The 26,788-nt window shown below is 61.0% G+C and carries 25 protein-coding genes; 23 read left to right on the top strand and 2 right to left on the bottom strand.

Features of this window, described 5'->3' with window-relative positions:
• The first annotated feature begins 1 nt into the window (after nucleotide 1).
• The 7 genes from pxpB (at nucleotide 2) to nei (ending at nucleotide 5,697) form a co-directional block, all read left to right on the top strand.
• On the top strand, nucleotides 2-658 hold the full coding sequence (gene pxpB / locus C1N62_RS12010) for a 5-oxoprolinase subunit PxpB (RefSeq protein ID WP_137763856.1): 657 nt from the start codon (nucleotides 2-4) through the stop codon (nucleotides 656-658).
• Complete coding sequence (gene pxpC, locus C1N62_RS12005; RefSeq protein ID WP_137763855.1) at nucleotides 652-1,581, top strand: 5-oxoprolinase subunit PxpC; 930 nt, start codon at nucleotides 652-654, stop codon at nucleotides 1,579-1,581. The genes pxpB and pxpC overlap by 7 nt, the downstream gene beginning before the upstream one ends.
• The gene (pxpA, locus tag C1N62_RS12000) at nucleotides 1,571-2,308 is read left to right on the top strand and encodes a 5-oxoprolinase subunit PxpA (protein ID WP_137763854.1); all 738 of its coding nucleotides are present in this window, start codon (nucleotides 1,571-1,573) and stop codon (nucleotides 2,306-2,308) included. The genes pxpC and pxpA overlap by 11 nt, the downstream gene beginning before the upstream one ends.
• Before the next feature lie 76 nt (nucleotides 2,309-2,384).
• A complete protein-coding gene (locus C1N62_RS11995) occupies nucleotides 2,385-3,110 on the top strand; it encodes a DUF969 domain-containing protein (protein ID WP_137763853.1) in 726 nt (241 codons plus the stop codon).
• On the top strand, nucleotides 3,107-4,120 hold the full coding sequence (locus tag C1N62_RS11990; protein ID WP_137763852.1) for a DUF979 domain-containing protein: 1,014 nt from the start codon (nucleotides 3,107-3,109) through the stop codon (nucleotides 4,118-4,120). Before C1N62_RS11995 ends, C1N62_RS11990 begins: the two co-directional genes overlap by 4 nt.
• A 60-nt stretch (nucleotides 4,121-4,180) precedes the next feature.
• On the top strand, nucleotides 4,181-4,831 hold the full coding sequence (gene pcp / locus C1N62_RS11985; protein WP_137763851.1) for a pyroglutamyl-peptidase I: 651 nt from the start codon (nucleotides 4,181-4,183) through the stop codon (nucleotides 4,829-4,831).
• 74 nt (nucleotides 4,832-4,905) lie between these two features.
• On the top strand, nucleotides 4,906-5,697 hold the full coding sequence (gene nei / locus C1N62_RS11980) for an endonuclease VIII (protein WP_137763850.1): 792 nt from the start codon (nucleotides 4,906-4,908) through the stop codon (nucleotides 5,695-5,697).
• A gap of 217 nt (nucleotides 5,698-5,914) precedes the next feature.
• Here nei and C1N62_RS11975 read toward each other — a convergent pair whose 3' ends face one another.
• Nucleotides 5,915-7,198, bottom strand: a complete 1,284-nt coding sequence (locus tag C1N62_RS11975; RefSeq protein ID WP_137763849.1) for a citrate synthase — start codon at nucleotides 7,196-7,198, stop codon at nucleotides 5,915-5,917.
• Between the two features lie 719 nt (nucleotides 7,199-7,917).
• Between C1N62_RS11975 and sdhC the strand changes: the two genes are divergently transcribed.
• From sdhC to sucD, 8 genes are all read left to right on the top strand, one after another.
• Nucleotides 7,918-8,295, top strand: a complete 378-nt coding sequence (sdhC, locus tag C1N62_RS11970; RefSeq protein ID WP_137763848.1) for a succinate dehydrogenase cytochrome b556 subunit — start codon at nucleotides 7,918-7,920, stop codon at nucleotides 8,293-8,295.
• Nucleotides 8,289-8,636: a succinate dehydrogenase membrane anchor subunit gene (gene sdhD / locus C1N62_RS11965; protein ID WP_137763847.1), complete on the top strand. Its 348-nt coding sequence runs from the start codon at nucleotides 8,289-8,291 to the stop codon at nucleotides 8,634-8,636. The genes sdhC and sdhD overlap by 7 nt, the downstream gene beginning before the upstream one ends.
• On the top strand, nucleotides 8,637-10,403 hold the full coding sequence (gene sdhA / locus C1N62_RS11960; protein ID WP_137763846.1) for a succinate dehydrogenase flavoprotein subunit: 1,767 nt from the start codon (nucleotides 8,637-8,639) through the stop codon (nucleotides 10,401-10,403).
• A gap of 27 nt (nucleotides 10,404-10,430) precedes the next feature.
• Entirely contained in the window at nucleotides 10,431-11,147 is a 717-nt protein-coding gene (locus C1N62_RS11955; protein WP_137763845.1) for a succinate dehydrogenase iron-sulfur subunit, read from the top strand.
• A 223-nt stretch (nucleotides 11,148-11,370) separates the two neighbouring features.
• Entirely contained in the window at nucleotides 11,371-14,178 is a 2,808-nt protein-coding gene (sucA, locus tag C1N62_RS11950; protein ID WP_137763844.1) for a 2-oxoglutarate dehydrogenase E1 component, read from the top strand.
• 16 nt (nucleotides 14,179-14,194) lie between these two features.
• On the top strand, nucleotides 14,195-15,427 hold the full coding sequence (gene odhB / locus C1N62_RS11945; RefSeq protein WP_137763843.1) for a 2-oxoglutarate dehydrogenase complex dihydrolipoyllysine-residue succinyltransferase: 1,233 nt from the start codon (nucleotides 14,195-14,197) through the stop codon (nucleotides 15,425-15,427).
• Nucleotides 15,428-15,535: 108 nt separating this feature from the next.
• The gene (gene sucC, locus C1N62_RS11940) at nucleotides 15,536-16,702 is read left to right on the top strand and encodes an ADP-forming succinate--CoA ligase subunit beta (RefSeq protein WP_137763842.1); all 1,167 of its coding nucleotides are present in this window, start codon (nucleotides 15,536-15,538) and stop codon (nucleotides 16,700-16,702) included.
• Nucleotides 16,702-17,571 carry a succinate--CoA ligase subunit alpha gene (gene sucD, locus C1N62_RS11935; protein ID WP_137763841.1) on the top strand — a complete coding sequence of 290 codons (870 nt, stop codon included), beginning with the start codon at nucleotides 16,702-16,704 and terminating at the stop codon, nucleotides 17,569-17,571. The genes sucC and sucD overlap by 1 nt, the downstream gene beginning before the upstream one ends.
• 82 nt (nucleotides 17,572-17,653) lie before the next feature.
• On the opposite strand, the gene C1N62_RS11930 is transcribed toward sucD, so the two are convergent.
• Entirely contained in the window at nucleotides 17,654-18,595 is a 942-nt protein-coding gene (locus tag C1N62_RS11930) for a phosphatidylinositol-specific phospholipase C (RefSeq protein WP_206057751.1), read from the bottom strand.
• A gap of 687 nt (nucleotides 18,596-19,282) precedes the next feature.
• Between C1N62_RS11930 and cydA the strand changes: the two genes are divergently transcribed.
• The 8 genes from cydA (at nucleotide 19,283) to tolB (ending at nucleotide 26,786) form a co-directional block, all read left to right on the top strand.
• Nucleotides 19,283-20,881, top strand: a complete 1,599-nt coding sequence (gene cydA / locus C1N62_RS11925) for a cytochrome ubiquinol oxidase subunit I (RefSeq protein WP_137763839.1) — start codon at nucleotides 19,283-19,285, stop codon at nucleotides 20,879-20,881.
• Nucleotides 20,882-20,892: 11 nt separating this feature from the next.
• The gene (gene cydB, locus C1N62_RS11920; protein ID WP_137763838.1) at nucleotides 20,893-22,032 is read left to right on the top strand and encodes a cytochrome d ubiquinol oxidase subunit II; all 1,140 of its coding nucleotides are present in this window, start codon (nucleotides 20,893-20,895) and stop codon (nucleotides 22,030-22,032) included.
• 10 nt (nucleotides 22,033-22,042) lie between these two features.
• On the top strand, nucleotides 22,043-22,156 hold the full coding sequence (gene cydX / locus C1N62_RS11915; RefSeq protein WP_137763837.1) for a cytochrome bd-I oxidase subunit CydX: 114 nt from the start codon (nucleotides 22,043-22,045) through the stop codon (nucleotides 22,154-22,156).
• Nucleotides 22,157-22,371: 215 nt separating this feature from the next.
• Complete coding sequence (ybgC, locus tag C1N62_RS11910; protein WP_137763836.1) at nucleotides 22,372-22,776, top strand: tol-pal system-associated acyl-CoA thioesterase; 405 nt, start codon at nucleotides 22,372-22,374, stop codon at nucleotides 22,774-22,776.
• Nucleotides 22,773-23,459: a Tol-Pal system protein TolQ gene (tolQ, locus tag C1N62_RS11905; RefSeq protein ID WP_137763835.1), complete on the top strand. Its 687-nt coding sequence runs from the start codon at nucleotides 22,773-22,775 to the stop codon at nucleotides 23,457-23,459. The genes ybgC and tolQ overlap by 4 nt, the downstream gene beginning before the upstream one ends.
• Before the next feature lie 14 nt (nucleotides 23,460-23,473).
• Nucleotides 23,474-23,899 carry a colicin uptake protein TolR gene (gene tolR / locus C1N62_RS11900; RefSeq protein WP_137763834.1) on the top strand — a complete coding sequence of 142 codons (426 nt, stop codon included), beginning with the start codon at nucleotides 23,474-23,476 and terminating at the stop codon, nucleotides 23,897-23,899.
• A 101-nt stretch (nucleotides 23,900-24,000) separates the two neighbouring features.
• A complete protein-coding gene (tolA, locus tag C1N62_RS11895; protein ID WP_137763833.1) occupies nucleotides 24,001-25,365 on the top strand; it encodes a cell envelope integrity protein TolA in 1,365 nt (454 codons plus the stop codon).
• A 128-nt stretch (nucleotides 25,366-25,493) separates the two neighbouring features.
• Nucleotides 25,494-26,786, top strand: coding sequence for a Tol-Pal system beta propeller repeat protein TolB (tolB, locus tag C1N62_RS11890; RefSeq protein ID WP_137763832.1), 1,293 nt, complete (start codon nucleotides 25,494-25,496; stop codon nucleotides 26,784-26,786).
• Nucleotides 26,787-26,788 lie beyond the last annotated feature (2 nt).

Below are 26,788 nucleotides of genomic sequence, written 5' to 3'. Positions count from 1 at the left end.
AGTGCAGCGAGCACGTTGTTATCTGTTGGGGGAGCGCGCGGTCGTTCTGGAGCTTGAGCCGCCGATTTCGCTGTTGAGCCAGCAGCGCATCTGGGGGCTGACGGCGCGCCTGCGCGAGCGGCCGGAAGTGCGGGAAGCCATTCCGGGCATGAATAACCTGACCATCCTGCTGGCCGAGCCGCAGGCAGTGGCGCTGGACGCCATTGAGCGGCTGCAACGCTGGTGGGAGGAGAGTGAGTCACTGGTGCCGGAGGCGCGCCAGGTGGAGATCCCGGTGATCTACGGCGGTGCGGACGGCCCCGATCTGACGGGGGTGGCGCGCCATACCGGGCTGACGCCGCAACAGGTGGTGGAGGCGCACGCCTCGGCCCACTATATCGTCTATTTCCTCGGCTTCCTGCCGGGCTTCTCCTATCTGGGCGGGATGCCAGCGCAGCTTGCCACCCCGCGCCACGGCGAACCGCGCCTACAGGTGCCGGCTGGCTCGGTTGGCATCGCCGGTGAGCAGACCGGCATCTATCCGCTGGCCTCGCCCGGCGGCTGGCAGTTGATTGGCCGCACGCCGAGCCGGTTGTTCATGCCGGAGCAGCAACCGCCCACGCTGTTGCAGCCGGGCGACAGCGTGCGCTTTGTGCCGCAGAAGGAGGGCGTATGCTGAAAATTGTTCGTGCCGGGATGCTGACCACCGTTCAGGATCAGGGCCGCCACGGTTTCCGGGCGCTCGGCATCAGCCAGACGGGCGCGCTGGATCTACCGGCGCTGCAACTGGCGAACCTGCTGGTCGGCAACGCGCCGCTGACGGCGGCACTGGAGATCACCCTCGGCCAGTTCTGCGCCGAATTTTTGCGTGAGGATTGGATCGCCCTGACGGGCGCGGGCTGTGACGCTGAACTGGATGGCGAAAAGCTCTGGACCGGCTGGCGCTACCGGGTGAAGCCGGGGCAGCGGCTGGTGCTGAAGATGCCCAAGCGCGGGATGCGCAGCTACCTGGCTGTCTCTGGCGGCTTTGATGTGCCGGAAGTGTTGGGGTCGCGCAGTACCGACGTCAAGGCGGGCATCGGCGGCCATCAGGGGCGCGCGCTGCGGGATGATGACCTGTTGCCGCTCGGCACGCCGCAGTATCTGCCGCGCCGCCCGACCGGCATCAAGCAGCTGCTGTTCAACAACCGCGTGCGGGCGGTGCCGGGGCCGGAGTATTTGGAGTTCAGCCCGGCGGCGCGGGAGTCCTTCTGGCGCACGGCGTGGCAGATCAGCCCGCAGAGCAACCGCATGGGCTACCGGCTGCATGGCCATGCGCTGGAGCGCACCACCGACCGCGAGATGCTCTCCCACGGCCTGCTGCCGGGCGTGGTGCAGGTGCCGGGCAACGGCCAGCCGATTGTGCTGCTGGCGGATGCCCAGACCACCGGCGGCTACCCGCGCATTGCCTGCATCATCGAGGCAGATCTCTACCATCTGGCGCAGATCCGGCTGGGCGAGCCGATTCACTTTATCAAGTGCACGCTGGAGCAGGCGCATCAGGCGCAGGCCGAGCAGGCGCGTTTCCTGCAACAGGTGCAGTGGGGGTTACATGAACGTTGATTTAAACGCCGATTTGGGCGAGGGGTGCGCCAACGACCGCGAACTGCTGCAACTGGTGAGCTCCGCCAACATCGCCTGTGGCTTCCATGCAGGCGACGCGCAAACCATGGTGCAGTCGGTGCGCTGGGCGCGCGAGTTCGGCGTCGCCATCGGCGCACATCCCAGCTTCCCGGATCGGGAGAACTTTGGCCGCACGGCGATGCAACTGCCGCCGGAGACGGTCTATGCGCAGGTGCTCTATCAGGTGGGCGCGCTGGCGGCGATTGCCCGCGCCGAGGGCGGCGCGTTGGTTCACGTCAAGCCACACGGTATGCTCTACAACCAGGCGGCCAAGGAGCCAGCGCTGGCGGAAGCGATCGCCCGTGCGGTGCAGGCGGTGGACAGCCAACTGCGGCTGGTGGGGCTGGCGGGCAGCGAGCTGATCCGCGCCGGGCAGCGGCTGGGGCTGGCGACGCGCGAAGAGGTGTTCGCTGACCGCCGTTACCAATCCGATGGCTCGCTGGTGCCGCGCAGCCAGCCGGATGCGCTGATTGAGAGCGACGAGCAGGCGCTGGCACAGACCCTGCATATGGTCCAGCACGGGCAGGTGATCAGCCGCGACGGCCAGACGGTGCCGGTGCGCGCCGATACCGTCTGCCTGCATGGCGACGGCGCGCACGCGCTGGCCTTCGCCCGGCTGCTGCGCCGCAGCTTCACCGAGCGGCAGATTGCGGTGCGCGCCGCCTAATCACACCGCCGCCCTGTGCGGCATCACGCATCACACGCCGGGCCGCACCCGGCGTTTTTATCTGGGAGCAGGGAATATGCAACAGGCTGTGAATATGTGGCCGCTGATCGGCATTGCCGTGATTGTGGTGGGGTTTGTATTGCGCTTTAACGCGGTGCTGGTGGTGATGGTCGCTGGCATCGTCACCGGGCTGGCGGCCGCCATGCCGGTCACGGACATTCTGGAGAAACTGGGCAGCGGCTTCCTTAACACCCGCACGCTGCCGCTGATCCTACTGCTGCCGCTGGTGGTGATTGGGCTGCTGGAGCGCCACGGCCTGAAGGAGCGGGCGCAGGCGTTTATCGCCACCATCCACAGCGCCACCGCGGGCCGCCTGCTGACCGTCTACCTGTTGGCGCGTGAGTTAACCGCCGCGCTGGGGCTGACCAGTTTGGGCGGCCACCCGCAGATGGTACGGCCGATGCTGGCGCCGATGGCCGAGGGTGCCGCCGCCCGTGACGGCCACCTGCCGGAAGCGACCCGCCACCGCCTGCGCGCGATGGCCGCCGCCACCGACAACATCGGGCTGTTTTTCGGTGAGGATATCTTCGTGGCCTTCGGGGCCATCATCTTCATGCACAACTTTATGCAGGAGTCGGCGGGCATTGAGACGGAGCCGCTGCACATTGCGCTGTGGGGCATCCCGACGGCGGTGGCCGCCTTCCTGATCCACGCCTTCCGCCTCAACCGGATGGATCGCCAACTCAAGCGGGAGCTGGCGGCGCTTAATGACGCCGCGCTGACGCGCAAAGGGGGCCACTGATGTTCCAGCAACAATATCTCTATACGCTGGCAGGCATCCTGCTGCTGCTGGTGGCGCTGCTCTCGCTGCGCGATCGCGCCAACCCCCGCCGCCTCTTTACCGGCCTGTTCTGGGGGCTGTATGGGCTGGTTTTCCTGCTCGGCGACTGGGCGGCGGAGTGGGTCGGGCAAGTAACCGGTGGCGACGGCACCCGTGGCCTGCACATTCTGGTGGGCGTGCTGGTGGTGGTGATGGCACTGCTCGCTGGCTGCGGCGGCGTGCGGCTCGGCAGTTACTCCCAGCGCAGTGAGCGGGCGCGCAGCGAGAGCGCGGCCCGCCTCGGCAACCGGCTGTTCCTGCCAGCGCTGGCGATCCCGGTGGTGACGGTGCTCGGCGTGCTGGCCTTCAACAACATTCCGGGACTGACGGGCGCGGTATTCGGCACCGGCAGCCCGCCAGCGCTGGTGACGCTCTTCTCGATGCTGGTGGGCTGCCTGATTGGGCTGGGCATCGCGCTGGTGATGACGCGCGACTCGGCGCTGCAATCAGTGCAGGAGGCGCGCCGGTTGCTGGACGCCATCGGCTGGGCATTCATCCTGCCGCAACTGCTGGCGACGCTGGGGCTGCTGTTCACCGCTGCTGGCGTCGGCAGCGCCATCGCTGACCTGACGCAGAGCTATCTGGCGGTTGACCACCGGCTGGTGGCGGTGGCGGTCTACGCCATTGGCATGGCGCTGCTGACAATGGTCATGGGCAACGCCTTCGCCGCCTTCCCAATTGTCACGGCGGGCGTTGGCATCCCGATTCTGGTGCTGCAACAGGGCGGCAACCCAGCGGTGATGGCCGCGATCGGCATGTTCTCCGGCTACTGCGGCACCCTGATGACGCCGATGGCCGCCAACTACAACCTGGTGCCGGCGGCGCTGCTGGAGCTGCCGGATCGCAACGCGGTGATCAAGGCGCAGATCCCCACCGGACTGGCGCTGTTGCTGGTTAACATTTTCCTGCTCTACTTTTTGATGTTTTTATAAGCCACTGGCTATGCTGATCATAGGGCTGCCCAAGGGGGCGGCAAACCGGGGGCGAAAAGTATGCAAACGGTACTGGTAACAGGATTTGAACCCTTTGGCGGCGAGCGCCTCAACCCCTCGTGGGAGGTGGTGAGGCGGCTGCACGATATGGAGCTGGGCAGGGCGCACATCGTGGCGCGCCAACTGCCCTGCGTGTTCCACCATGCGCTGGAGGCGCTGCACGCGGCGATTGAGGAGACGCAACCGCGGCTGGTGCTGGCGGTGGGTCAGGCTGGCGGGCGGGCGGAGATCAGCCTTGAACGGGTGGCGATCAACGTCGATGACGCGCGCATCCCGGACAATCAGGGCCAGCAGCCGGTGGATGAGCCGGTGGTGCCGGGCGGCCCGGCCGCCTACTTCTCGCTGCTACCCATTAAGGCGATTGTCACCGGCCTGCGTGAGGCGGGCATTCCGGCGGCGGTGTCGCAGAGCGCTGGCACCTACGTCTGCAACCATGTGATGTACGGCCTGCTGCACCACCTGCACAGCCGCGGCAACTCGCGCATCAAGGGCGGCTTCATCCACATTCCCTACCTGCCGGAGCAGGCGGCGCACCATCCGGGCGCGCCCAGCATGGCGGCCTCCACGGTGCTGACCGCGCTGGAGCTGACCATTGCCATTGCGCTGAGCACCGAACGCGACCTGCTGGTAAGTGGCGGCGCGACCCACTGATTTTGCGCTATACTTCAAGGCGTTAACAGGCACGCTGCGGCGTGCCTCTCTTTAGCTGCCAAGGAGTTGTGCCCATGCCTGAAGGCCCGGAGATTCGACGCGCCGCCGACAAAATCGAGAAAGCCATCGCCGGGAAGCCGCTGACCGAGGTCTGGTTTGCCTTTCCCCAATTGCAACCCTATCAGTCAGAACTGATCGGCACCCACGTCATCCGGTTTGAGACGCGCGGCAAGGCGCTGCTGACCCACTTCTCCAACGGCATGACGCTCTACAGCCATAACCAACTGTATGGCGTCTGGCGGGTGATGAAGCCGGGCGAGGCCCCGGCTGGCAAGCGCTCGTTGCGGGTGCGGCTGGAGACCGCCGACAAGGCGGCGCTGCTGCTGAGCGCCTCGGACATTTCGCTGTGGATGACGGAGGAGATTGAGCAGCACCCCTTCCTGATGCGCATCGGCCCGGATGTGCTGGACAGCGCGCTGACGCCTGACATGGTGCGCGAACGGCTGATGTCGCCGGCTTTCCGCCGCCGCCAGTTGGCCGGTACGCTGCTTGACCAATCCTTTATCGCCGGGCTGGGCAACTACCTGCGCGCCGAAATCCTCTGGCAGGCGCAGCTTGCTCCCCACCACAAGCCGCAAGATTTAGACGAGACGCAGCGTGAGGCGCTGGCCGAGGCGGTGCTCTCCATCGCCCGCCTCTCCTACGCCACGCGCGGCCGGGTGAAGGAGAATAAACACCACGGCGCGCTGTTCCGCTTCCGGGTATTTGGGCGGGCGGGCAAGCCCTGCGAGCGCTGCGGCGGCACGGTGGAGAAGACCACGCTCTCCTCGCGCCCCTTCTACTGGTGCCCGGCCTGCCAGCGCTAGGCGATCAGAAGGTGGCCTTGATCCCCCGCATCCCGGTGGCGGTCATCCGCGCGTCAGGCTGGGTGAGCCAGACGCCATAGCCGCGCGGCTCGCTGGCGCTGCTGAGATAGAACCGGTAACTGGGGGGAGAGGGGGGCGGCGGTCAGGGTGGCCCCGCCGCGCAGCGAAAAAAAACCGGGAGACTGGCGTCTCCCGGTGGGCATGAACTGCGAGGGACTTAGCCTTTGATCTGGCTCTTGAAGTCGCGCTGATCGTAGCCAGTGTAGAGCTGGCGCGGACGGGCGATCTTGATGCCTTCCTGATGCATCTCGTTCCAGTGGGCGATCCAGCCGATGGTGCGAGCCATCGCGAAGATCACGGTAAACATGGAGGAGGGGATGCGCATCGCCTTCAGGATAATGCCGGAGTAGAAGTCGACGTTCGGGTAGAGTTTGCGCTCAATGAAGTAGGGGTCGTTCAGCGCGATGTGCTCCAGCTCCATGGCGACTTCCAGCAGGTCGTCCTTCATGTTCAGCTCGTTCAGCACTTCGTGGCAGGTTTCGCGCATCACGGTGGCGCGTGGGTCGTAGTTTTTGTAGACCCGGTGGCCAAAGCCCATCAGGCGGAACGAGTCGTTCTTGTCCTTGGCGCGGCGCAGGAACTCTGGGATGTGCTCCACGGTGTTGATCTCTTCCAGCATCTTCAGGCAGGCCTCGTTGGCGCCGCCGTGTGCCGGCCCCCACAGCGAGGCGATGCCTGCGGCGATACAGGCGAACGGGTTCGCGCCGCTGGAGCCAGCGGTACGCACGGTAGAGGTGGAGGCGTTCTGCTCATGGTCAGCGTGCAGGATCAGGATGCGATCCATGGCGCGCTCCAGCACCGGGTTCACCTTATACTCTTCGCACGGGGTGGCGAACATCATATGCAGGAAGTTACCGGCATAGGAGAGGTCGTTGCGCGGATAGACGAAAGGCTGGCCAATGGAGTACTTGTAGCACATCGCGGCCACGGTCGGCATTTTCGACAGCAGGCGGAAGGCGGCAATCTCGCGGTGGCGCTCATTCTCCACGTCAATCGAGTCGTGGTAGAAGGCCGCCAGCGCGCCGGTCACGCCGCACAGCACCGCCATCGGGTGGGAGTCGCGGCGGAAGCCGTGGAACAGGCGGGTGATCTGCTCGTGCACCATGGTGTGGCGCGTCACGGTGGTGCGGAACTCATCAAACTGCGCCTTGGTCGGCGCTTCGCCGTACAGCAGGATGTAGCACACTTCCAGATAGTTGGACTCTTGCGCCAACTGGTCGATCGGGAAACCGCGATGCAGCAGGATGCCCTCATCGCCGTCGATATAGGTGATCTTCGATTCGCAGGATGCGGTCGAGGTGAAACCCGGATCGAACGTGAACAGCCCTTTGGAACCCAGGCTACGGACGTCAAGTTCATCCTGACCGAGGGTACCGGTTAGGACATCCAGTTCAATCGGATCACTCCCCTCGCGGGTCAGTGTCGCTTTCTTGTCAGCCATTTTACTGTCTCCTTAGCGCCTTATTATTAAAATCTGTTACAACCGAGGCCCGTTCTCCGGGAATACCGGATGCCTGTCGGTGCATGAGCGGCTGTAAATGGGGAGGGGTACAGCGTTCATGGCATGCGGCCCAGTCCGGAAGACCGGACACTGTGGCTGACCAGTAGAGGGCTGACAAGCTGTGTTCCTGGTTGTTAACGACTCAGTAATCTCGGGGTGATAGAACGCCTCACCCTACGACATCGCTCAACGTGCGGTGTGCTAAGCCCTGTGAGGGCCTTTCAATTGTCATCACAAATGGCACGTGTTCCGTTAATACACTGTTGCATAACTTAGGCGACCAGGGAAGAGCCATCTGATAAGCCTCAGGTCATAGGGGAGATTGCTTGCCTATATGTAATGGAAATGTTGATCTAATGTCAAACTCCATAATTAAATTTGTATCATTTGTGAAATCTATGACCCAGATCACTGTTTTGGTCAAATGTGACCAAAGCATTTGTGTGGGAATTGTAATGGGAATGTGAACAGCCTATACTGCCGCCAGGTCTCCGGAACACCCTGAAGTAGGAGCACCCAGCGTTAATAAGACCGCGCCGTTTAAGCACAGTGGACGTTGATGTTTGAGCGCGTGACGTGAAGGGCCAAGGCTCTTAACGCTGTCTGATCCCCACCCAGGCCGGAGGAAGGAAAATAATAAGAGCTGTGTGGGCTAATCCGTGAAAAAACAAAGACCTGTCAATCTGGATCTGCAAACGATCCGGTTTCCTGTTGCTGCGATAGCGTCAATTTTACACCGAGTCTCTGGCGTAATCAGCTTCGTAGCGGTCGGTATCCTCCTGTGGCTTCTGGGCATCTCCCTCTCCTCTCCGGAAGGGTTTGCGCAGGCCGCTGCCATTATGAATAGTGGGTTCGTTAAATTCATATTTTGGGGCATCCTGACTGCACTTGCCTACCACACCTGCGCGGGCATCCGCCACCTGATGATGGATTTTGGCATGATCGAAGAGAGTCTGGCCGCCGGTACCCGCACAGCCCAAGTGGCTATGGTGGTCACCGTCGTGCTGTCAATTCTGGCTGGAGTTTGGGTATGGTAAGCAATGTTTCAGCATTGGGGCGCAATGGCGTGCACGACTGGCTTCTAATCCGGGCCTCGTCCATCGTCATCACCCTGTATATCATCTATATCGTGGGCTTTTTCCTCATCGCCCCGCCACTCACCTATGCCGTCTGGCATGATTTCTTTGCCTCTTCCACCACCAAAGTGTTCACCCTGCTGACGCTGCTCTCGACCCTGGTTCACACCTGGATCGGCATGTGGCAGGTGCTGACGGACTATATCAAGCCGTTGGCGTTGCGCCTGACGATCCAGCTGGCCATCGTCCTGCTGCTGTTCGTGTACTTAATCTATGGAACCATCGTGGTGTGGGGAGTGTAAATGAAACTGCCAGTCAGAGAGTTTGATGCAGTGGTCGTCGGTGCCGGCGGCGCAGGTATGCGCGCGGCGCTACAAATTTCACAGATGGGCCTCTCCTGTGCCCTGGTGTCCAAGGTCTTCCCAACCCGCTCCCACACGGTCTCCGCCCAAGGCGGCATCACCGTGGCCCTCGGCAACAGCCATGAGGACAACTGGGAGTGGCACATGTATGACACGGTGAAGGGTTCCGACTACATCGGTGATCAGGACGCCATCGAATATATGTGCAAAACCGGCCCGGAAGCGATTCTGGAGCTGGAGCACATGGGCCTGCCGTTCTCCCGTCTGGAGGATGGCCGCGTCTACCAGCGCCCGTTCGGCGGCCAGTCGAAGAACTTCGGCGGCGAGCAGGCGGCACGCACTGCGGCGGCGGCTGACCGTACCGGCCACGCGCTGCTGCACACGCTCTACCAACAGAACCTGAAGAACGGCACCACCATCTTCTCCGAGTGGTACGCGCTGGATCTGGTGAAGAACCAGGATGGCGACGTGCTGGGCTGTACCGCCATCTGCATCGAAACCGGTGAGGTGGTCTACTTCAAGGCGAAGGCCACGGTGCTGGCCACCGGCGGCGCGGGCCGTATCTACCAGTCCACCACCAACGCCCACATCAATACCGGTGACGGCGTCGGCATGGCGCTGCGCGCCGGTGTGCCGGTGCAGGACATGGAGATGTGGCAGTTCCACCCGACCGGCATCGCTGGCGCGGGCGTACTGGTGACCGAAGGGTGCCGCGGCGAGGGCGGTTACCTGCTGAACAAGGATGGCGAGCGCTTCATGGAGCGTTACGCGCCGAACGCCAAAGATTTGGCGGGCCGCGACGTGGTGGCACGTTCCATCATGATCGAGATCCGCGAAGGGCGTGGCTGCGATGGCCCGTGGGGCCCGCACGCCAAGCTGAAACTCGACCACCTTGGCAAAGATGTGCTGGAGTCCCGCCTGCCGGGCATCCTTGAGCTGTCCCGCACCTTCGCCCACGTTGACCCGGTAAAAGAGCCAATTCCAGTCATTCCGACCTGCCACTACATGATGGGCGGTATCCCGACCAAGGTGAGCGGTCAGGCACTGCGCCTCAACGCCAAGGGCGAGGATGAGGTGATTCCGGGGCTGTTCGCGGTGGGCGAGATCGCCTGCGTGTCGGTGCACGGTGCCAACCGCCTCGGCGGCAACTCGCTGCTCGACCTGGTGGTGTTTGGCCGTGCGGCCGGGATGCACCTGCAAGAGTCGCTGATGGAGCAGGGCACGCTGCGCGACGCCAGCGACTCGGATATCGAGGCCTCGCTGACCCGCCTCAACCGCTGGAACAATACCCGCTCCGGCGAAGACCCGGTGGAGATCCGCAAGGCGCTGCAAGCCTGTATGCAGAACAACTTCTCCGTCTTCCGTGAGGGTGACGCGATGGCGAAGGGACTGGCCGAACTGAAAGAGATCCGTGAGCGCCTGAAAAACGCCCGTCTGGATGACACCTCCACCGAGTTCAACACCCAGCGCATCGAGTGTTTGGAGCTGGATAACTTGATGGAGACGGCCTTCTCCACGGCGGTGTCCGCCAACTTCCGTACCGAGAGCCGCGGGGCGCACAGCCGCTTCGACTACCCGGAGCGGGATGATGAGAACTGGCTGTGCCATACGCTCTATGAGCCGCAAAATGAAAGCATGACCCGTCGCGAAGTGAACATGCAGCCAAAACTGCGCCCGGCCTTCCCGCCGAAAGCGCGTACCTACTAGTTGGCGCATGGTGCACAGGAGTATTAGATGAAAATTGAATTCTCGATCTACCGCTACAACCCTGATGTCGATGATGCACCGTACATGAAGGATTATGTGCTGGAGGCCGAAGAGGGCCGCGACATGATGTTGCTGGACGCGCTGATCCTGCTGAAGGAGCAGGACGCGATGCTGACCTTCCGCCGCTCCTGCCGTGAAGGGGTATGCGGCTCCGATGGCCTCAACATGAATGGCAAAAACGGCCTGGCGTGCATCACGCCGCTGTCGGCGCTGCGCAACGGCAACAAGAAGATAGTGATCCGTCCACTGCCCGGATTGCCCGTGATCCGCGATCTGGTCGTAGACATGGGACAATTCTATAAGCAGTATGAGAAGATTAAGCCTTACCTGTTGAATGATCAGAAAAATCCGCCGGCGCGTGAATACTTGCAGATGCCGGAAGACCGGGCGAAGCTGGATGGCCTGTACGAGTGTATTCTCTGTGCTTGCTGCTCCACCTCCTGCCCATCATTCTGGTGGAACCCGGACAAGTTCATCGGCCCGGCCGGGCTGCTGGCGGCCTACCGCTTCCTGATCGATAGCCGCGACACTGAAACCCAGTCGCGTCTGGATGGCCTGAGCGATGCCTTCAGCGTGTTCCGCTGCCACAGTATCATGAACTGCGTCAGCGTCTGCCCGAAAGGGCTGAACCCGACCAAGGCAATTGGGCACATCAAGTCCATGCTGTTGCAACGGGGCGCCTGATCCCCGTGCGCCGGGGGCCAACTGGCCCCCGGCGCAACACTCAGGCCAGGAAACCTTTGAAAGCGGCCGCGCGTGACCGCTTCCAAAGGTTCCTTTACGGGCCGGGGCGCCGTGAGCGCACACCCGTAATGCATGAACCGTAATGACGGCACACCGTTTGTACGGCACGACGATGTATGTTAACCACGGCGAAAACTAAAGCTTCAAAGCTTAAGGGATCATGATGCAGAACGGCGCAATGAAGGCCTGGCTGGATTCCTCCTATCTGGCGGGCGCGAACCAGTCTTACATAGAGCAGCTCTATGAAGACTTCTTAACCGATCCGGGCTCCGTTGAAGATAGCTGGCGTTCTATTTTCCAACAGCTACCCACCGCGGGTGTAAAACCCGATCAGCTCCACTCGAAAACCCGGGACTACTTCCGCCGTCTGGCGAAAGACACGTCCCGTTACTCCGCGGCAATCAATGATCCAGACACGGACGCCAAACAGGTGAAAGTGTTGCAGTTGATCAACGCCTTCCGCTTCCGCGGCCATCAGCAGGCCAACCTTGATCCCCTCGGCCTGTGGCAGCGCGAGACGGTGCCCGATCTGGACCCGGCCTACCACAACCTCTCCGAGGCGGATTTCCAGGAGACCTTCAACGTCGGCTCCTTTGCCATCGGCAAGGACACCATGCAGCTCGGCGAGCTGTACAAGGCGCTGAAGCAGACCTACTGCGGCCCGGTCGGCGCGGAGTACATGCACATCACCAACACCGAAGAGAAGCGCTGGATCCAGCAGCGTATCGAGTCGGTATTGGGGCTGCCCTCCTTCAGCAGCGAAGAGAAGAAGCGCTTCCTGAAAGAGCTGACGGCCGCCGAAGGGCTGGAGCGCTATCTGGGCGCGAAATTCCCCGGCGCGAAACGTTTCTCCCTTGAGGGTGGCGATTCGCTGGTGACGATGCTGAAAGAGATGATCCGCCACGCTGGCAAGAACGGCACGCGCGAAGTGGTGCTGGGCATGGCGCACCGCGGCCGCCTGAACGTGCTGATCAACGTGCTCGGCAAGAAGACCGAAGAGCTGTTCGATGAGTTCGCCGGCAAGCACAAAGAGCACCTCGGCACCGGTGACGTGAAGTACCACATGGGCTTCTCCTCCGACGTCGAGACCGAGGGCGGCATGGTGCACTTGGCGCTGGCGTTCAACCCGTCGCACCTGGAGATCGTCAGCCCGGTGGTGATGGGCTCGGTTCGCGCCCGCCGCGACCGCCTCGACGAGGCGCGCAGCAACATGGTGCTGCCGATCACCATCCACGGTGACGCGGCGATTGCCGGTCAGGGCGTGGTGCAAGAGACGCTGAACATGTCTCAGGCCCGCGGCTACGAAGTGGGTGGCACCGTGCGCATCGTCATCAACAACCAGGTGGGCTTCACCACCTCCAACCCGCAGGACGCGCGCTCCACCGAGTACTGCACCGACATCGCGAAGATGGTGCAGGCACCGATCTTCCACGTCAACGCGGACGATCCGGAAGCGGTGGCCTTTGTCACCCGTCTGGCGTTGGATTTCCGTAACACCTTCAAGCGCGACGTGATGATCGATCTGGTCTGCTACCGCCGCCACGGCCACAACGAGGCCGATGAGCCGAGCGCGACCCAGCCGCTGATGTACGCGAAGATCAAGAAGCATCCGACGCCGCGCAAACTCTATGCTGACCGCCTGAGCGAGACGCAGGTTGCCAGCCTGGAAGATGCCACGGAAATGATCAACCTGTACCGGGATGCCCTCGACCGCGGCGATTGCGTGGTAGAAGAGTGGCGCCCGATGAACATGCACTCCTTTACCTGGTCGCCGTACCTCAACCACGAGTGGGATGAGCCGTACCCGAACAAAGTAGAGATGAAGCGCTTGCAGGATCTGGCCCGCCGCATCAGCGCCATCCCGGACGGGGTGGAGGTGCAGGCACGTGTCGCCAAGATCTACAACGACCGCAAAGAGATGGCCGAAGGCAACAAGCTGTTCGACTGGGGCGGCGCGGAGAACCTGGCCTACGCCACGCTGGTGGATGAGGGCGTGCCCGTGCGTCTCTCCGGCGAGGACAGCGGCCGTGGCACCTTCTTCCACCGCCATGCGGTGATCCACAACCAGCGCAACGGCGCGGTCTACGTGCCGCTGAACCACATCCACAACAGCCAGGGCGTGTTCCGCGTGTGGGACTCCGTGCTCTCTGAGGAAGCGGTGCTGGCGTTTGAATATGGCTACGCCACCGCAGAGCCGCGCACCCTGACCATCTGGGAAGCGCAGTTCGGTGACTTCGCCAACGGCGCGCAGGTGGTGATCGACCAGTTCATCAGCTCCGGCGAGCAGAAGTGGGGCCGGATGTGCGGGCTGGTGATGCTGCTGCCACACGGCTACGAAGGGCAGGGGCCGGAGCACTCCTCCGCGCGTCTGGAGCGCTACCTGCAACTCTGCGCTGAGCAGAACATGCAGGTCTGCATCCCGTCCACCCCGGCACAGGTCTACCACATGCTGCGCCGTCAGGCGCTGCGCGGTATGCGTCGCCCGCTGGTGGTGATGTCGCCGAAATCCCTGCTGCGCCACCCGCTGGCGGTCTCCAGCCTGGATGAGCTGGCGAACGGCAGCTTCCAGCCAGCCATCGGCGAGATTGACGAACTGGATCCAAAACAGGTTAAACGTGTGGTGATGTGCTCTGGCAAGGTCTACTACGACCTGCTGGAACAGCGCCGCAAAAATGAGCAGACCAATGTGGCAATCATCCGCATTGAGCAGCTCTACCCGTTCCCTCATCAGGCGGTGCAGGCGGTGCTGGAGCAGTACGCGCACGTGCATGACTTCGTCTGGTGCCAGGAAGAGCCACTGAACCAGGGTGCCTGGTATTGCAGCCAGCACAACTTCCGTGAAGTGATTCCTTTCGGGGCTTCTTTACGTTACGCCGGGCGTGCGGCTTCTGCCTCGCCGGCAGTGGGCTACATGTCCGTTCACCAGAAACAGCAACAAGCTCTGGTCAATGACGCGCTGAACGTTGATTAATACATAAGGATAGATAATGAGTAGCGTAGATATTCTGGTTCCTGACCTGCCTGAATCGGTCGCCGATGCCACCGTCGCCACCTGGCACAAAAAGCCGGGCGACAGCGTGGAGCGTGATGAAGTATTGGTGGAAATCGAAACCGATAAAGTGGTGCTGGAAGTGCCAGCGGTAGAAGCTGGCGTTCTGGACAGCGTACTGGAAGATGAGGGCGCGACCGTGACCTCCCGCCAGATCCTGGCGCGCCTGCGCCCTGGCAACAGCAGCGGCAAACCGAGCGAAGACAAGGTGCAGAACAACGCGCCGACCCCGGCCCAGCGCCAGACCGCCAGCCTGGATGAGGAGAGCAACGACGCCCTCAGCCCGGCCATCCGCCGCCTGATCGCCGAGCACAACCTCGACGCCTCTGCCATCAAGGGCAGCGGTGTCGGTGGCCGCCTGACGCGTGAGGACGTGGAGCAGCACCTGGCGAAGGCCAAGTCTGACCAACCGGCCGCCCGCGCGCCAGAGACCGCCAAGGGCAGCAGCGAGCCAGCCCCGGCGCTCGGCAGCCGCAGCGAGAAGCGCGTGCCGATGACCCGCCTGCGCAAGCGTGTGGCAGAACGCCTGCTGGAAGCGAAAAACAGCACCGCGATGCTGACCACCTTCAACGAAATCAACATGAAGCCGATCATGGACTTGCGTAAGCAGTATGGCGAGTCCTTCGAGAAGCGCCACGGCGTGCGTCTGGGCTTCATGTCCTTCTACCTGAAAGCAGTGGTGGAAGCGCTGAAACGCTTCCCGGAAGTCAACGCCTCCATCGATGGCGATGACGTGGTCTACCACAACTACTTTGACATCAGCATCGCCGTCTCCACGCCGCGCGGTCTGGTGACCCCAGTGCTGCGTGACATCGATACTCTCGGCATGGCCGACATCGAGAAGAGCATCAAGGAGCTGGCAGTCAAGGGCCGTGATGGCAAGCTGAAAGTGGAAGAGCTGACCGGGGGTAACTTCACCATCACCAACGGCGGCGTCTTCGGTTCACTGATGTCCACCCCGATCATCAACCCGCCGCAGAGCGCCATCCTCGGGATGCACGCGATCAAGGATCGCCCGATGGCGGTCAACGGTCAGGTAGTGATTCTGCCGATGATGTACCTGGCGCTCTCCTATGACCACCGCCTGATTGATGGCCGTGAGTCCGTGGGCTTCCTGGTCACCATCAAAGAGATGCTGGAAGATCCGGCTCGCCTGCTGCTGGACGTCTAAGCCAAACGGGCGCCACGCGGGCGCCCGATACTTTCATCTGGCCGTGCCCCGGCCCACGACGGGCTGGCGGGGCGGCTGAATCTTTCAGACCTGAATGGATAGAAGATCATGAACTTACACGAGTATCAGGCAAAACAGCTGTTTGCACGGTATGGCCTGCCAGTACCGACCGGTTACGCCTGCAACACCCCGCGCGAGGCGGAAGAAGCGGCGTCCAAAATTGGCGCTGGCCCGTGGGTGGTGAAGTGCCAGGTACACGCCGGCGGCCGCGGTAAAGCGGGCGGCGTGAAGGTCGTGAAAAGCAAGGAAGAGATCCGTGCTTTCGCTGAGCAGTGGCTGGGCAAAAAACTGGTGACTTACCAAACGGACGCCAATGGCCAGCCGGTTCACCAGATCCTGGTGGAAGCCGCGACCGACATCGAGAAAGAGCTCTATCTGGGCGCCGTGGTTGACCGTAGCTCCCGCCGCGTGGTGTTCATGGCCTCCACCGAAGGTGGCGTGGAGATCGAAAAAGTGGCGGAAGAGACCCCGCACCTGATCCACAAAATGGCCCTCGACCCGCTGACCGGCCCGCAGCCGTATCAGGGCCGCGAGCTGGCCTTCAAGCTGGGCCTGAGCGGCAAGCAGGTTCAGCAGTTCACCAAGATCTTCATGGGTCTGGCAAACATCTTCCTGGAGCGCGATCTGGCGCTGATCGAGATCAACCCGCTGGTGATCACCAAGCAGGGCGATCTGGTCTGCCTCGATGGCAAGCTGGGCGCGGATGGCAACGCCCTGTTCCGCCAGCCGGAACTGCGCGAAATGCAGGACCCGAGCCAGGAAGACGCGCGTGAAGCGCACGCGGCACAGTGGGAGCTGAACTATGTGGCGCTGGATGGCAACATCGGCTGCATGGTGAACGGCGCAGGCCTGGCGATGGGCACCATGGACATCGTGAAGCTGCACGGCGGCGAACCGGCCAACTTCCTTGACGTTGGCGGCGGCGCGACCAAAGAGCGCGTGACCGAAGCGTTCAAAATCATCCTCTCCGATGAGAAGGTGAAAGCGGTGCTGGTCAACATCTTCGGCGGCATCGTGCGCTGCGACCTGATTGCCGACGGCATCATTGGCGCGGTCTCTGAAGTGGGTGTCAGCGTGCCGGTGGTGGTGCGTCTGGAAGGGAACAACGCCGAACTGGGAGCCACGCGTCTGGCTGACAGCGGCCTGAATATCATTGCTGCGACCAGCCTGACGGATGCGGCTCAGCAAGTTGTTGCGGCAGTGGAGGGGAAATAATGTCCATCTTAATCAATAAAGAGACTAAAGTTATCTGCCAGGGCTTCACCGGCAGCCAGGGGACGTTCCACTCCGAGCAGGCGATTGCCTACGGTACCCAGATGGTCGGCGGTGTGACGCCGGGCAAAGGCGGCACCGAGCATCTGGGCCTGCCAGTCTTCAACACCGTGCGTGAAGCGGTTGAGCAGACCGGCGCTACCGCGTCCGTGATCTACGTGCCCGCCCCGTTCTGCAAAGACTCCATTCTGGAAGCGCTGGACGCTGGCATTAAGCTGATCATCTGCATCACCGAAGGCATCCCGACGCTGGACATGCTGGTGGTGAAAGCCAAGCTGGAGCAGACCGACGCGCGCATGATCGGGCCGAACTGCCCGGGCGTCATCACCCCGGGCGAGTGCAAAATCGGCATCATGCCGGGCCACATCCACAAGCCGGGCAAAGTGGGCATCGTCTCCCGCTCTGGCACCCTGACCTATGAAGCGGTCAAGCAGACCACGGACTACGGCTTCGGCCAGTCCAGCTGCGTCGGCATCGGCGGCGACCCAATCCCAGGCTCCAACTTCATCGACATCCTGAAGCTGTTCCAGGAAGACCCGCAGACTGAAGTGATCGTGATGATCGGTGAAATCGGCGGCAACGCGGAAGAGGAAGCGGCAGCCTACATCAAAGAGCACGTCACCAAGCCGGTGGTGGGCTACATCGCGGGCGTCACCGCGCCGAAAGGCAAGCGTATGGGCCACGCGGGCGCCATCATTGCCGGGGGCAAAGGCACCGCAGACGACAAATTCGCAGCGCTGGAAGCGGCAGGTGTGAAAACCGTCCGCAGCCTGGCTGACATCGGCGAAGCCGTGAAGTCACTGCTGAACTGAGTTTTACTCGCTCGACATATTGGCCACCCTCGGGTGGCCTTTTTTATGGGCGCTCGCCGCCAGTCTCGTGATCAGCCGCTGGCTACTTAACAAAGCGGTTTTTATTGATGATCGCCTGAATCAGCCCCTTGCCGGGGAAATCCGCCGCGATGATGCCCTGCGGTTTCATGTCCGGGCGATTGTTCAGGTAGTTTTTCGTCAAGGTGTTGGTGCCCTCAAAGGCAATGGTGCAGATGCCGATGAAGCAGGAGACGCGCGGGAAGTCCGGGTAACGGTGCTTGAAGCCCGGCGTGGTCAGGCCGGTGGAGAGCCGCGAGGCGCTGGTGCCGCTACTGGAGTGGCCGCTGGCGACAAAGTAGGGGAAGGAGCCGCCAGAGGCGCTCAGATAGTTGAGGGCGATCTGCTGGCCGCTGAAGTGCCGGCTCGCCTCAAGGAAGGCCTTAACCTTTTCCCACTTGCCATAGAGATCCCAGTTGGTCTTGACCTGATAGGCATCCTGCAACTGCTGGCCGAAGAACTGCCCGTAGGTCAGGGTACGTTGGGGGTAGAGATTGTCCCAGAGGAAATAGATCTGGCCGCGGTGCGCGCCTACCGTCTCCAACGGGTAGGCTTTGTTACGGTGGCTGATCCACTTCTCATATTGTGCCAGATATTCATCCAGCGTCTCATTGGCGCTACGAATGCTATTGGTGGACTCGCCATCATATTCATCCCGCAGGCGCATGAAGACAATTTCTGTCGGATGAGCGCTCAGGAATTGGGTCACCTGTTTCATCACGTCATTGAAATTCATCTTCTGGTAAACAAACCCGTGATGGATGGCGAAACTGTCATCAATATGGCGCACGCGGATGTCCAAAAACCGGATGCCAGCACGCAACTGTTGGTCAATGGTCATGACCTGATTGGCCACCGACGCACCGCCGTAGCGCGAGCCGGAGTCGTGGGTGCCAGGGATCGCCAATTCTCCCAGCGGGGTGTAATTATCCAGTTTGGCCATCCAGTCGCTTTGGCTGTAATCCATAATATTGGCATCATGGCTATATCCGCTGTCATTATGCGCGTAGCTAATGACTGGCAGAGAAAATAGAGCTGCCAACAATATAAGGCTATATTTTTTTATCTTCATTGGATCTATTTCCGATTATTTTCCAGGGGTGATTGGCGCGTAAAAATATCACCGCCCACACTTTTCCGTCAATAATACATATCCTCGCTGGTCATTAATTAAAGGCATCGCCAAATAATAATTTGTCAGGTAATAAATAAACAGCAACGCTATTATAGGATTTTGCATTCACAGACTTCTAACAAAATGACAATTAATCAGTAACTTGGGTGAGGGTTGTTGACGCGCAGCCCTAGGGTTTTGCAAAAAAAGCAAAGGCTTTTTTGTTTATCAGAGGTTTTATTGATTTAGATCAATTATCCAAAATATGCGTAAAAATAAAAATTTGATCTGTGAACAAAAATAGCCGCCATCCCTTGTCAGGCTATTTATTTCATCTGAAGTGAGGCGTAAGATAATTACCACGCAAATGAAAGTAATTTATTTGTTAATTTTGTTGTGTTTTTAAAGGTAAAACCGTCCGGCGTTCTGTCGGCGGCCAGGGTCTATTTTCGACATCACGTTTTTAAAATGATATTCACAGCTCAACGTCCTGGGGCGGATGCCGCTGCGCGCCGCTCCCGTACTGCGTAAGGGGTCACCATGTTTGATGTAGTCGAACTGTCACGCTTACAGTTTGCCCTGACGGCCATGTACCACTTCCTGTTTGTCCCGCTGACGCTCGGTATGGCGTTCCTGCTGGCAATCATGGAGACGGTCTATGTGCTCTCTGGCAAGCAGATCTATAAAGATATGACCAAGTTCTGGGGCAAGCTGTTTGCCATCAACTTCGCGCTGGGGGTCGCCACCGGCCTGACGATGGAGTTCCAGTTTGGCACCAACTGGTCTTACTTCTCCCACTACGTCGGCGACATCTTCGGCGCGCCGCTGGCGATTGAGGGGCTGATGGCCTTCTTCCTGGAGTCCACGCTGGTCGGCCTGTTCTTCTTCGGCTGGGATCGCCTCGGCAAGGTGCAGCACATGATGGTCACCTGGCTCGTGGCGCTCGGCTCCAACCTGTCGGCGCTCTGGATCCTGATCGCCAACGGCTGGATGCAGAACCCAGTCGCCTCCACCTTCAACTACGAAACCATGCGCATGGAGATGGTCAGCTTCGCCGAGCTGGTCTTCAACCCGGTGGCGCAGGTGAAGTTTGTTCACACCGTGGCTGCCGGCTACTGCACCGGTGCCATGTTCATCATGGGCATCAGCGCCTACTACCTGCTGAAGGGGCGCGATCTGGCGTTCGCCAAACGGTCATTCGCCATCGCGGCCAGCTTTGGCATGGCGGCGGTGCTGTCGGTGATTGTGCTGGGCGATGAGTCCGGCTATGAGATGGGCGACGTGCAGAAGACCAAACTGGCGGCGATTGAAGCGGAGTGGGAGACCCAGCCTGCCCCGGCCAGCTTCACGCTGTTCGGCCTGCCCGATCAGGAGAAGATGCAAAATGACTACACCGTGCAGATCCCCGCAATGCTGGGGCTGATCGCCACGCGCTCGGTTGATAAACCGGTTGCCGGGCTGCGCGAGCTGATGGGCGAGCATGAGGCCCGCATCCGCAACGGTATGCGCGCCTACCAGCTGCTCGAGTCGCTGCGTGCTGGCAACAACGACCCTTCGGTGCGGGACGCCTTCAACGACAGCAAGCAGGATCTGGGCTATGGCATGTTGCTCAAGCGCTATACACCGAACGTCATCGACGCCACGGAAGCGCAAATCAAGCAGGCGGTCAAAGACTCCATCCCGCAGGTGGCGCCGCTCTACTTCTCCTTCCGCATCATGGTGGCCTGTGGCGTGCTGATGCTGCTGGTGATTAGCCTGGCCTTTATCAGCGTGTTGCGTAGCCGCATCGGTGAGCAGCGCTGGCTGCTGCGGTTGGCGCTGTATGGCATCCCGCTGCCGTGGATCGCGATAGAGTCGGGCTGGTTTGTGGCGGAGTATGGCCGCCAGCCTTGGGCCATCGGCGAGGTGCTGCCGACCGCGGTGGCCAGCTCCTCCCTGACCGCGGGCGACATCCTCTTCTCAATGGGGCTGATCTGCGGCCTCTACACCCTGTTCCTGGTGGTGGAGATGTACCTGATGTTCCGCTTTGGCCGCCTCGGCCCCAGCAGCCTGAAGACGGGTCGTTACCACTTTGAGACCGGCGCCGTTGACGCCGCCCCGGCAGGGCAGGTTGCCCCGGCCCTGCAACAGGCACAGTAAGGAGACTCAGCATGTTTGATTACGAAGTATTGCGTCTGATTTGGTGGGCGTTGATTGGCATCCTGCTGATTGGCTTTGCCATCACTGACGGCTTTGATATGGGGGTCGGGGTGCTGCTGCGCATTTTGGGCCGCACCGACACCGAGCGCCGCGTCATGATCAACGCCATCGCCCCGCACTGGGACGGCAACCAGGTGTGGCTCATCACCGCCGGCGGCGCGCTGTTCGCCGCCTGGCCGATGGTCTACGCCGCCGCCTTCTCCGGCTTCTACGTGGCGATGATTCTGGTGCTGGCCTCGCTGTTCTTCCGCCCGGTCGGCTTTGACTACCGCTCCAAGCTGGAGGATCGCCGCTGGCGCAACCTGTGGGACTGGGGCATTTTCATCGGCAGCTTCGTGCCAGCGCTGGTGTTTGGCGTAGCGTTCGGCAACCTGTTGCAGGGCGTGCCGTTCCACGTCGATGAGTACCTGCGCCTGTACTACACCGGCAGCTTCTTCGCGCTGCTCAACCCCTTCGGCCTGCTGGCTGGCGTGGTCAGCCTCTCGATGCTGGTCACGCAGGGGGCAGCCTATTTGCAGATGCGTACCACTGGCGAACTGCACCTGCGCAGCCGTGCCGCCACCCAGATCTCGGCGCTGGTGGTGATGGTCGCCTTCCTGCTGGCTGGCATCTGGCTGGTGAGCGGCATTGATGGCTACGTGGTCACCTCCAGCCTCGATCTGGCGGCGGAGTCCAACCCGCTGCGCAAAGAGGTGGCGCATCAGGCGGGCGCGTGGCTGCTCAACTTTGAACGGATGCCAGCGCTCTGGGCACTGCCTGCGCTCGGCGTGCTGCTGCCGCTGCTGACCATCCTGATGGCGCGACTGGATCGTGCTGCCTGTGCGTTCGTCAGTAATTCGCTGACCATCGCCTGCATCATCCTCACCACCGGCGTCACGATGTTCCCGTTTGTCATGCCCTCCATCACCCACCCGAACGTCAGCCTGACGATGTGGGATGCGACCTCCAGCTTGCTGACGCTGAAGGTCATGACGGTGGTGGCGATCATCTTCGTGCCGATTGTGTTGGGTTACACCGCCTGGGCCTACTACAAGATGTTTGGCCGGGTCGATAAAACCTTTATTGAAAACAATACCCACTCACTCTATTAAGGAGCACACCATGTGGTATTTCGCCTGGATTCTCGGCACGCTGCTGGCCTGTTCATGCGGCATCATCACCGCCCTGGCGCTGGAGCACCATGAGGCGCGTGAGACGGCCAAAAAAACCCACTGACAGGGATAAAAAGCAAGAGGGGCCAGATGGCCCCTTTTGCCGTCTTAGGCGGCGTCAGGCGCGGGTTGCGGGATACTTTTTTTGCTAATAATTTACATTAATTTATAACGCCCTGACTGGACCGATAATTATTTCTCTGTAACTCTGGCAACCCATTCCAAACACTAATTCCATTGCGTATAGTAAGCGCGTTTAATTGCATTGCGGGATGTAGAGTGAGTAATACGTTGTTCCGATGGCCGGTTCGTGTCTACTACGAAGATACAGACGCAGGTGGCGTGGTCTATCACGCCCGTTATGTGGCCTTTTATGAGAGAGCGCGCACCGAAATGCTGCGCCAACACCACTTTTATCAGCAGCAGCTATTGGCTGACCACGTCGCCTTTGCCGTGCGCCGCATGACGGTGGACTATTATGCCCCGGCACGCCTGGATGATCTGTTGGAAGTGCAGAGTGAGATTACCGCTCTGCGCGGCGCCTCACTCACGTTCGTCCAGAAGATTTTCGATGAGCAGGGAACACTCCTGAGCAGCGCCGAGGTGCTGATCGCCTGCATCGACCCACACCAAATGAAGCCGATCGCGCTTCCCAAGTCTATTGTCGCGGAGTTTAAGCAGTGACTGACATGAACATTCTCGATCTATTTTTGAAGGCCAGCCTTCTGGTGAAGCTGATCATGCTGGTATTGATCGGCTTTTCGGTGGTGTCGTGGGCGATCATTATCCAGCGGACGCGCATCCTGAATGCCGCCACCCGTGATGCAGAGGCCTTCGAAGATAAATTCTGGTCGGGCATTGAGCTTTCTCGCCTCTACCAGGAGAGCCAGACGCGCCGTGACGCGCTGGCTGGTTCAGAGCAGATTTTCTACGCCGGTTTCAAGGAGTTCGCCCGCCTGCACCGCGCCAACAGCCATGCGCCGGAAGCGGTGATCGACGGCGCCTCGCGCGCCATGCGCATCTCCCTGAACCGTGAGATGGAGACGCTGGAGAACCACATCTCCTTCCTCGGCACCGTCGGCTCCATCAGCCCCTATATCGGCCTGTTTGGTACGGTGTGGGGCATCATGCATGCCTTTATCGCCCTTGGCGCGGTGAAGCAGGCCACCCTGCAAATGGTTGCGCCCGGCATCGCCGAAGCGCTGATCGCCACCGCCATCGGCCTGTTCGCGGCCATCCCGGCGGTCATGGCCTATAACCGCCTTAACCAGCGCGTGAACAAGCTGGAGCAAAATTACGACAACTTCATGGAAGAGTTCACCGCCATCCTGCACCGTCAGGCCTTCTCCAGCGAGCACAGCAAATAAGGTAGGGGGAGAAGATGGCACGTGGTCGTCGCGGTCGTCGCGAACTGAAATCGGAAATCAACATCGTTCCATTGCTCGATGTGTTGCTGGTGCTGCTGCTGATCTTTATGGCGACAGCGCCCATCATCACCCAGAGCGTGGAAGTGGATCTGCCGGACGCAACGGACTCCAAAGCCGTTGGCAGCAATGATAATCCACCGGTGATCGTTGAGGTCTCCGGGGTAGGGCAGTACACCCTGGTGGCCGATCACCAGCGGATGGAGCAGTTGCCTGAGCAGCAGGTGATGGCGGAAGCCGCCGCCCGCCTGAAGGCAAACCCGAAAACGGTGTTCCTGATTGGGGGTGCCAAAGAGGTGCCTTACGACGAAATTATTAAAGCGCTGAATCTGTTGCATCAGGCAGGGGTCACCTCCGTTGGCTTGATGACACAACCGATCTGACACCTGCCGGCAGTTGGCCGGCGTTTATATGGGTTTTCAACGCGCAGGGAGAGGGCGGTTGGAAACCTTGTTTTTTAGTAATCCTGTTTTGGGAATCTATTGTGGTAAAGGCAACTGAGCAAGACGATAAGCTAAAACGCGCCGTTATTGTTTCGGTGGTGCTGCACATCATATTGATTGCCCTGCTGATCTGGGGCTCGCTGGCCGAAGACACCTCCATGAGCAGTGGTGGCGGCGGTGAGGATGGCGGCAGTGCAATTGACGCCGTCATGGTCGATCCGGGCGCGGTGGTTGAGCAGTATAACCGCCAGCAACAACAGCAGACAGATGCCCAGCGCGCCGCCCAGCTCCGCCAGAAAAAGGCTGAGCAGCAGGCGGAAGAGTTGCAGCAGAAGCAGGCCGCTGAACAGCAGCGGCTGAAAGAGCTGGAGAAAGAGCGCCTTGCGGCGCAGGAAGAGAGCCGCAAACAGGCACAGGCGCAAGCAGAGCAGCAGAAACAGGCGCAGGAAGCCGCCGCCAAGGCCCAGGCGCAGCAGAAGCAGGCTGAAGCCGCTGCCGCCAAGGCCAAAGCAGAAGCGGAAGCCGCCGCTGCCGAGGCGAAAGCACAGGCAGAGGCAGCGAAGAAAGAGGCTGCGGCTGCAGCGGCGGCCGCGAAGAAACAGGCGGCGGATGAGGCGAAGAAAGCCGCAGCCGCCGCAGCGGCAGAAGCGAAAAAGCAGGCGGAAGCCGAGGCGAAGAAAGCCGCGGAAGCAGAAGCCAAACAGGCCGCTGAAGAGGCGAAAAAAGCCGCCGCTGACGCCAAGAAACAGGCGGAAGCCGAGGCGAAGAAACAGGCCGAAGCCGAAGCCAAAAAGCAGGCGGCGGATGAGGCGAAGAAAGCCGCCGCTGCCGAGGCGAAGAAGCAGGCAGCGGAAGAGGCCAAACAGGCTGCTGCTGAAAAAGCGGCGGCAGAGAAAGCGGCCGCAGCGGCAGAAGCCAAAAAAGCGGCGGACGCCAAAAAAGCCGCCGATGCCAAGAAAGCGGCAGAAGCCAAGAAAGCGGCAGCCGCAGCCAAGCAGAGTGAGGACGTGGACGATCTGTTCGGCGGCCTGGCCTCTTCGAAGAATGCGCCGAAATCTGGCGGCGGTGCCAACGGCACGCCTGACAAAGCCTCTGGCCCGGCAGGGCAGGGCAAGAACAAGAACAGTGGCGCGTCCGGTGCGGATCTCGCTAACTATGGCAGCCAGGTGCAGGCCGCCATCCAGAGCAAGTTCTATGACTGGCAGAGCTACAAGGGCCGCACCTGTAACCTGCGCATCAAACTGGCACCAGATGGCCTGCTGATCAGCATCTCGGCGGAGGGGGGCGACCCGGCGCTCTGTCAGGCAGCGATCGCCGCCGCCCGTCAGGCACGCATTCCGAAGCCACCGAGCCAGGATGTATACGAAGCCTTTAAGAATGCGCCGTTGGACTTCAAGCCACGTTAATCGCATAAGGCAACAAGTTTTAAGACTTTTACTATAGTGTCACGGGTGATGTTCTAGTTTTGTGGGCGTGGGTTAGTTAAAATTCAGCTAAGTTATCGCGGGCAAAATGCCCAGATAAGGGAGAGACAATGAAGCAGGCATTTCGAGTAGCGATGGGCCTTTTGATGTTGTGGGCCACTATGCTCCATGCAGAGGTTCGCATTGAGATTACCCAGGGCGTGGATTCCGCGCGTCCTATCGGTGTGGTGCCCTTCAAGTGGGCCGGCCCGGGCAGTGCGCCAGAAGAGATTGGTGCCATTGTGGGCGCGGATCTGCGCAACAGCGGCAAGTTCAACCCGATTGATGCCGCGCGTATGCCGCAGCAACCGGGCAGCGCTGCCGAAGTGACCCCGGCCGCCTGGACGGCGCTGGGCATTGACGCCGTGGTGGTGGGCCAGATCCAGCCGGATGCTGGCGGCAACTATCTGGTGACCTACCAGCTGGTGGACACCTCCGGTGCGCCGGGCAGCGTGCTGGCGCAGAACCAGTACAAGGTGACCAAGCAGTGGCTGCGTTACGCGGCACACACCGCCAGTGATGAAGTGTTCGAGAAGCTGACCGGTATCAAGGGCGCCTTCCGTACCCGCATCGCCTACGTGGTGCAGACCAACGGCGGCCAGTTCCCGTATGAACTGCGTGTGGCGGACTATGACGGCTACAACCAGTTCGTGGTGCACCGCTCGCCGCAGCCGCTGATGTCCCCGGCCTGGTCGCCGGACGGCACCAAGCTGGCTTACGTAACCTTTGAGAGTGGCCGCTCGGCGCTGGTGGTACAGACCCTGGCCAATGGCGCGGTGCGTCAGATTGCCTCCTTCCCGCGTCACAACGGCGCGCCGGCCTTCTCGCCGGATGGCAGCAAGCTGGCCTTTGCCCTCTCCAAGAGCGGCAGCCTGAACCTGTATGTGATGAACCTCGGCTCTGGCCAAATCAGCCAGGTCACCGACGGTCGTAACAACAACACTGAGCCGACCTGGTTCCCGGACAGCCAGACCCTGGCCTTTACCTCCGATCAGGGCGGTCGTCCACAACTGTATAAAGTAAGTATCAATGGCGGTGCGCCGCAACGTCTGACATGGGAAGGTTCTCAAAACCAGGATGCTGACGTCAGTACTGACGGCAAATTCGTGGTAATGGTGAGCTCCAATGGGGGAGCGCAGCACATCGCTAAACAAGATCTGGAAACGGGAGCCGTCCAAACGTTGACGGACACGTTCCTGGATGAGACGCCTAGCGTCGCACCGAATGGCACCATGGTGATTTACAGCTCCACGCAAGGGCTGGGTTCCGTGTTACAGCTGGTCTCGACTGATGGGCGTTTCAAAGCGCGTCTTCCGGCTACCGATGGACAGGTCAAATTCCCTGCCTGGTCGCCGTATCTGTGATG

The sequence above is a fragment of the Nissabacter sp. SGAir0207 genome (assembly GCF_005491205.1).
Lineage (GTDB): Bacteria > Pseudomonadota > Gammaproteobacteria > Enterobacterales > Enterobacteriaceae > Chimaeribacter.
The sequence above is the reverse complement of the archived record's forward strand: the minus strand, read 5'-3'. Positions and strand labels throughout refer to the sequence as shown.

What these genes read in the sequence shown, in the direction of transcription:
- pxpC (WP_137763855.1), top strand. Translation starts at nt 652, where the DNA reads ATGCTGAAAATTGTTCGTGCCGGGATGCTGACCACCGTTCAGGATCAG.
- pxpA (WP_137763854.1), top strand. Translation starts at nt 1,571, where the DNA reads ATGAACGTTGATTTAAACGCCGATTTGGGCGAGGGGTGCGCCAACGAC.
- C1N62_RS11995 (WP_137763853.1), top strand. Translation starts at nt 2,385, where the DNA reads ATGCAACAGGCTGTGAATATGTGGCCGCTGATCGGCATTGCCGTGATT.
- pcp (WP_137763851.1), top strand. Translation starts at nt 4,181, where the DNA reads ATGCAAACGGTACTGGTAACAGGATTTGAACCCTTTGGCGGCGAGCGC.
- nei (WP_137763850.1), top strand. Translation starts at nt 4,906, where the DNA reads ATGCCTGAAGGCCCGGAGATTCGACGCGCCGCCGACAAAATCGAGAAA.
- C1N62_RS11975 (WP_137763849.1), bottom strand. Translation starts at nt 7,198, where the DNA reads ATGGCTGACAAGAAAGCGACACTGACCCGCGAGGGGAGTGATCCGATT.
- sdhD (WP_137763847.1), top strand. Translation starts at nt 8,289, where the DNA reads ATGGTAAGCAATGTTTCAGCATTGGGGCGCAATGGCGTGCACGACTGG.
- sdhA (WP_137763846.1), top strand. Translation starts at nt 8,637, where the DNA reads ATGAAACTGCCAGTCAGAGAGTTTGATGCAGTGGTCGTCGGTGCCGGC.
- C1N62_RS11955 (WP_137763845.1), top strand. Translation starts at nt 10,431, where the DNA reads ATGAAAATTGAATTCTCGATCTACCGCTACAACCCTGATGTCGATGAT.
- sucA (WP_137763844.1), top strand. Translation starts at nt 11,371, where the DNA reads ATGCAGAACGGCGCAATGAAGGCCTGGCTGGATTCCTCCTATCTGGCG.
- odhB (WP_137763843.1), top strand. Translation starts at nt 14,195, where the DNA reads ATGAGTAGCGTAGATATTCTGGTTCCTGACCTGCCTGAATCGGTCGCC.
- sucC (WP_137763842.1), top strand. Translation starts at nt 15,536, where the DNA reads ATGAACTTACACGAGTATCAGGCAAAACAGCTGTTTGCACGGTATGGC.
- sucD (WP_137763841.1), top strand. Translation starts at nt 16,702, where the DNA reads ATGTCCATCTTAATCAATAAAGAGACTAAAGTTATCTGCCAGGGCTTC.
- C1N62_RS11930 (WP_206057751.1), bottom strand. Translation starts at nt 18,595, where the DNA reads ATGGATTACAGCCAAAGCGACTGGATGGCCAAACTGGATAATTACACC.
- cydA (WP_137763839.1), top strand. Translation starts at nt 19,283, where the DNA reads ATGTTTGATGTAGTCGAACTGTCACGCTTACAGTTTGCCCTGACGGCC.
- cydB (WP_137763838.1), top strand. Translation starts at nt 20,893, where the DNA reads ATGTTTGATTACGAAGTATTGCGTCTGATTTGGTGGGCGTTGATTGGC.
- cydX (WP_137763837.1), top strand. Translation starts at nt 22,043, where the DNA reads ATGTGGTATTTCGCCTGGATTCTCGGCACGCTGCTGGCCTGTTCATGC.
- tolR (WP_137763834.1), top strand. Translation starts at nt 23,474, where the DNA reads ATGGCACGTGGTCGTCGCGGTCGTCGCGAACTGAAATCGGAAATCAAC.
- tolB (WP_137763832.1), top strand. Translation starts at nt 25,494, where the DNA reads ATGAAGCAGGCATTTCGAGTAGCGATGGGCCTTTTGATGTTGTGGGCC.